General features: G+C 71.8%; 2 protein-coding genes. One reads left to right on the forward strand and one right to left on the reverse strand.

Going from position 1 to position 4,957, the window contains the following annotated elements:
• A partial coding sequence (locus I5G_RS24060; RefSeq protein WP_022879014.1) for a LamG-like jellyroll fold domain-containing protein occupies positions 1-3,539 on the forward strand: 3,539 nt, incomplete at its 5' end.
• Positions 3,540-3,590: 51 nt separating this feature from the next.
• Here I5G_RS24060 and I5G_RS10485 read toward each other — a convergent pair.
• The gene (locus I5G_RS10485; protein ID WP_022879015.1) at positions 3,591-4,844 is read right to left on the reverse strand and encodes a D-arabinono-1,4-lactone oxidase; all 1,254 of its coding nucleotides are present in this window, start codon (positions 4,842-4,844) and stop codon (positions 3,591-3,593) included.
• Between the last annotated feature and the right edge of the window lie 113 nt (positions 4,845-4,957).

Raw genomic sequence — 4,957 nt, forward strand, 5'->3', positions numbered from 1 at the left:
AAGGTGTCGTACTACGTCAACGGCCAGCTCGACGGCGGAACGCCGAAGCGACCGGCATCGGTCACACCATCGACGCGGCCCTCGGGCAGAACGGTGTGGGCGGCTACCTCGGCCGTTCGTTCTGGGACGACCCGTACTACGCCGGCGCCCTCGACGACGTCCGCATCTGGACCACCGCCCTCTCCGCCGACGAGATCCGCACCGCCGGTGCCGACCAGTACGCCGCGCTCCTGGCATCCGAGTCCGTGTCTCTCGGCGACACGTCGCACGTCGACCGCGACCTCACGCTGCCGATGACCGCCGACGGCGGATCCACCGTCACGTGGGCCACGAGCGACGCGAGCGTCGTCGCCGCGGACGGAACCGTGACGCGTCCCTCCGCTTCGGACGGGGATGCCACGGTCCAGCTGACGCCCACCTTCGCGCTCGGTGGTCGGACGCGCACCGGTGCGCCGATCGACGTCACCGTCGTCGCGCTGTCGGGAACCGCGCAGGAGGAGGCCGTCCGCCAGGTCGCCGAAGCACTGCCCTCCCAGGCGGGTCTGTCCGGTGACGTCCGCGGCTCGGTCCGGTTGCCCGAGACGGGCGCCGATATCGCCGGGCTGCCCTCCGCGGAGGCCAGGAACGTCGCGATCTCGTGGGGATCGTCGGACACCGCCGTCATCACGGACAGCGACACCGGCACCGAGCCCGACGTCATCCGCAAGGGCAGCGTCACCCGCGGCGCCACCGACCGTGAGATCACCCTCACGGCCACGGCGACCCTCGGCGCGGCGACGCGCACCGTGCAGCTGCCCGTGAAGGTCCTCGCCGCCGCCGAGCACACGCGTGACGACGAGCAGGCGTACATGTTCGTGTACTTCCGGGACAACTCGATCGACGGCGAGAAGATCCGGTTCGCCGTCTCGCAGGGCAATGACGCAGTGAACTGGCGCACGGTCAACGATGCGAACCCCGTGCTCGAGTCGACGATGGGCGACCAGGGGCTGCGCGACCCGTTCGTGCTGCGCTCCAAGGAAGGCGACCGCTTCTTCCTGATCGCCACCGATCTTTCGGCTGCGCGGAAGGGCTTCCCGACCGATTACGGCAGCCGGTACCTCGAGATCTGGGAGTCCACCGACCTCGTGAACTGGGGCCAGCAGCGCCACATCCTGGTCTCGCCGCCGACCGCCGGCATGACCTGGGCGCCCGAGGCGCACTACGACCCGACGATCGACGCGTACGTCGTGTACTGGTCGTCCCGCGTCTTCACCTCCGACGACGTCCACACCGACGCGACCGAGGACGGCAACGGCCCGCAGATCCTCATGGCCACCACGCGTGACTTCGTGAACTTCACGCCCGCCGTGCCGTACATCAAGTCGCGGGACATCGAGGGCCTCCGCAAGACCAACGCGGGCCTCATCGACACCACGATCCTGGAGCGCGACGGCGTCTACTACCGCTTCACGAAGGGGACGGAGCAGACCGCCTGCCGTCCCGACATCGTGGCGGAGAAGGGCACCGATTTGCGTGCTCCGTCGTCCTCGGGTGAGTGGACCAAGTTCGACACGTGCCTCTCGGCCAATGCCGGTCTTCCCGAGACCGAGGGTCCGTCGGCGTTCCGCTCGAACCCGGGCGACATCAACGGTGACCGCAACTATGTGTTCGTCGACTGGTTCGGCGGCGGCGGATACATCCCGCTCTACACCGAGTCGCTCGAAGACGGCAAGGTCGACTGGAAGGTGCCGGCGAAGTACTCGCTGCCGCCGTCCCCGCGTCACGGTGTCGCGTTCGGCATCACCCGCGAGGAGCGCGACCGCGTTCTGGCCAGGTGGAACCCGCAAGACGTGGTGACCTCGGTCGCCCCGGTCTCGCTCGAGGTCACTCCCGGCACGACGTCGGTCGTCCTCCCCACGACCGTCGATGCCACCCGAGGGACCGGCACCGCACCCGTCGGTGTGACCTGGGACGCGCAGGACCTGTCGTCGCTGAAGGCTCCCGGCGACAGCGTCCAGGTGCGCGGCGCGCTGAACGACGGGTCGGCGACCCCCGCGATCGCGACGATCACCGCGGTCGGCACCCGCGTGGCATCCACCTCCGTCACCCTCGGGTACGGCTCGAAGGTGCTCGCGCTCGGAGCAACGGCCCCCCTCACCGCGACGGTCGCTCCGGCGAACGCCGACCAGAAGGTGACCTGGACGTCGAGCAACGGCGCGGTCGTCTCCGTCGACGCCGCGGGCACGATCCGCGGCAACTCGGTCGGCACGGCCGTCGTCACGGCGACGACGTCGGACGACCGCACGGCGACGCTCACGGTCACCGTCACGAAGCCCGAGGCCGACCTGCTGCTGCACTACTCGTTCGACGGGGAGAACGCGACGACGGACGGCTCGCGGATCACCGACGTCTCGGGTCGGGGCCACGACGCCACGATCCGCGGCACGGGTGCCGCGGCGGTGACGGGCGCACGCGGAACGGCGGGTGACTCGGCGCTGTCCTTCCCGGGAGGCGCGCCGGACTCGGCGGGAGCGTACGCGGCGATCGGCGGAAACGTGATCCCCGACGGCACGCGCGACCTGACCCTGTCGACGTGGGTCAAGCGGGGGAGCGCGGGCGCGTGCCAGTGGCCGCTGTCGCTGGGCGCCACCGTGACGAACTACCTCTTCACCAGCCCCGACTGCGGAGGCCTGGCCGCGGGAATCAAGGCGGGCTACACCGAGAACAAGTCGGGGGCCGCGGCGCTGCCGGTGGGAGCCTGGTCGCAGGTGACCATCGTGCTGACCGGTAAGAAGACACTGGTGACGTACGTGGACGGCCAGAAGGTGGCCGAGGTCGCGACGATCTTCGACGCCGCGGACCTGGAGACCGACGGCGGCATCGGCGGACTGCTGGCGAAGTCGCGCTGGGCGGCCGACCAGCTGTACGCGGGTGCCCTCGACGACGTGCGCGTGTACGGACGGGCCCTGGATGCCACCGAGGTGCAGACGCTCTTCACGAAGGGCTCGCTCGTCGACCCGACGCCGACGCCCACCCCGACCCCGACCCCGACGCCCACGCCCACGCCCACCCCGAAGCCCACGCCGACCGCGACGTCCACGCCGACGCCGCAGCCGACCGGCACGCCGACGTCCACGCCGACGCCGCAGCCCACGGGCACGCCGGCCCCGGCCGGACCGGTCGCGAAGGCGAGCGCCTCGCAGGTCGAGCAGGGCGCGTCGTTCACCGTCACGGTGACGGGGCTCGCCGCGGGCGAGCAGGTCACGGCGGTGCTCCACAGCCAGCCGCTCGTCGTGACGGGCATCCCGGCCGCGGGTCCGGACGGTGCCGTCACGTTCCGCGTGAACGTCCCGTCGGACTTCTCGACGGGGGCGCACACGCTGATCCTGACCCGCGGCAGCGGCACGGAGTTCGCTCAGCTCCCCGTCCAGGTCGTGCCGTCCGGCAGCCTCGCCGTGACCGGCGCGAACGTCTCGCTCGGACTCGGTATCGGTGCCGGGATAATGGTGCTCGCCGGAGCGCTGCTGGTCTGGTACCGCCGCCGCGTGCGCCGGGACTGACACCCCGGACGACGTCGGCCCCGCTCCCTCGTGGAGCGGGGCCGACCTGCGTCACAGGCCGAGCGTGCGCTGCAGGTAGGCGTTGCGGAACACGCCGCGGGGGTCGGCCTCCCGCGCCGCGGCGATGAAGTCGTCGGCGTGGGGGAGGGTCGCGCGGATCGTCTCGCCGGGCATCGTGAACGCCTTGCCCCAGTGCGGGCGGGCGTCGAACGGTGCCAGCGCGGCCTCGATCGTCGGCAGCACCGCGGCCACCCCCGCGTTGTCGTTGCGCCACGTGAAGTGGATCGCGAGCACGTCCCGCCGATACGCGGGGCTCAGCCACAGGTCGTCGGCCGCGACGGTCCGCAGCTCCGTCACGAGCAGAACGGGATCGATCGTGGATGCCACGGCCCGCACCGCCGCGAGCGCCTCGGCCGCGGCATCCAGGGGGACGAAGTACTCGGACTGGATCTCGTCGCCGTCGCTGGGAAGGGCTTCGGCGCGGAAGTGCGGGAGGCGCGTGTGCCACGGGCCGGGCGTTCCGCGCTCGGTGGTGTTGCCGACCGTGCGGATGCGCCCGAGGTGCAGGTCGTCGCCGATCGGGCGGCCGCCCAGGTCGGTCACGTAGCCCGGTTCCGCATCGGCATCCTTCGTCTTGATCCACACCAGGTCGTGCGCGGGGTCGCCCCACGTCGTGAAGACGCTGACGCTGCGCGCGCTCGCGAAGAGGCGTCGCGGGTCGGCGACGATGTCGTCCCACGCGACGCCCGTGTACGCCTCGGCGGTCACGGTGTAGGTCGGGACGGTGCGCAGTTCCACGGCCGTGACGACCCCGAACGCGCCGAGGCCGAGCGCGGCCGCCGGGAACCACGGGTGCTCGCGGTGGACGAGGTGCCGGTGGCCATCGGCATCCATGATCTCCAGGGACGTGACGGCGCTCGAGAGGTTGCCGTTCGCGGTGCCGGAGCCGTGGGTGCCCGTCGCGGCGGCGCCGGCGACGGAGATGTGGGGGAGCGAGCCGAGATTGTGGAGGGCGCGCCCCTCGGCCTCGAGGACGGGCGCGAGCTGTGCGAACGTGACCAGGCCCTCGACGCGGACGCGGTCGCCGTCGACCTCGATCCGCACGGGCAGGTTCTCGAGCGAGAGCAGCGCTCCGTCGGTGTCGCCGACGTCGTTGAACGTGTGGCGGGTCGCCTGCACGCGCAGCGAATCCGCCCCCGTGATCGCGGCCGCGAGCTCGTCGAGGTCGGCGGGCAGCAGCGTCTCGGCGGCGCGGTAGCGGTGGTTCCCGGACCAGTTCGTGCCGGAGGGGCGGGTGTGGCTCATGGGGTCCATCCTGCCTCGCGCGGATCGTGTCGGGGCCCGCGGAGTCAGGGTGTCGGGATGAGCTCCGCCTCGAACACCGCTTCGGCCGCCCCGACCAGCAGGCGGTTCTCGCC

Source organism: Microbacterium sp. B19, assembly GCF_000333395.1.
GTDB lineage: Bacteria > Actinomycetota > Actinomycetes > Actinomycetales > Microbacteriaceae > Microbacterium.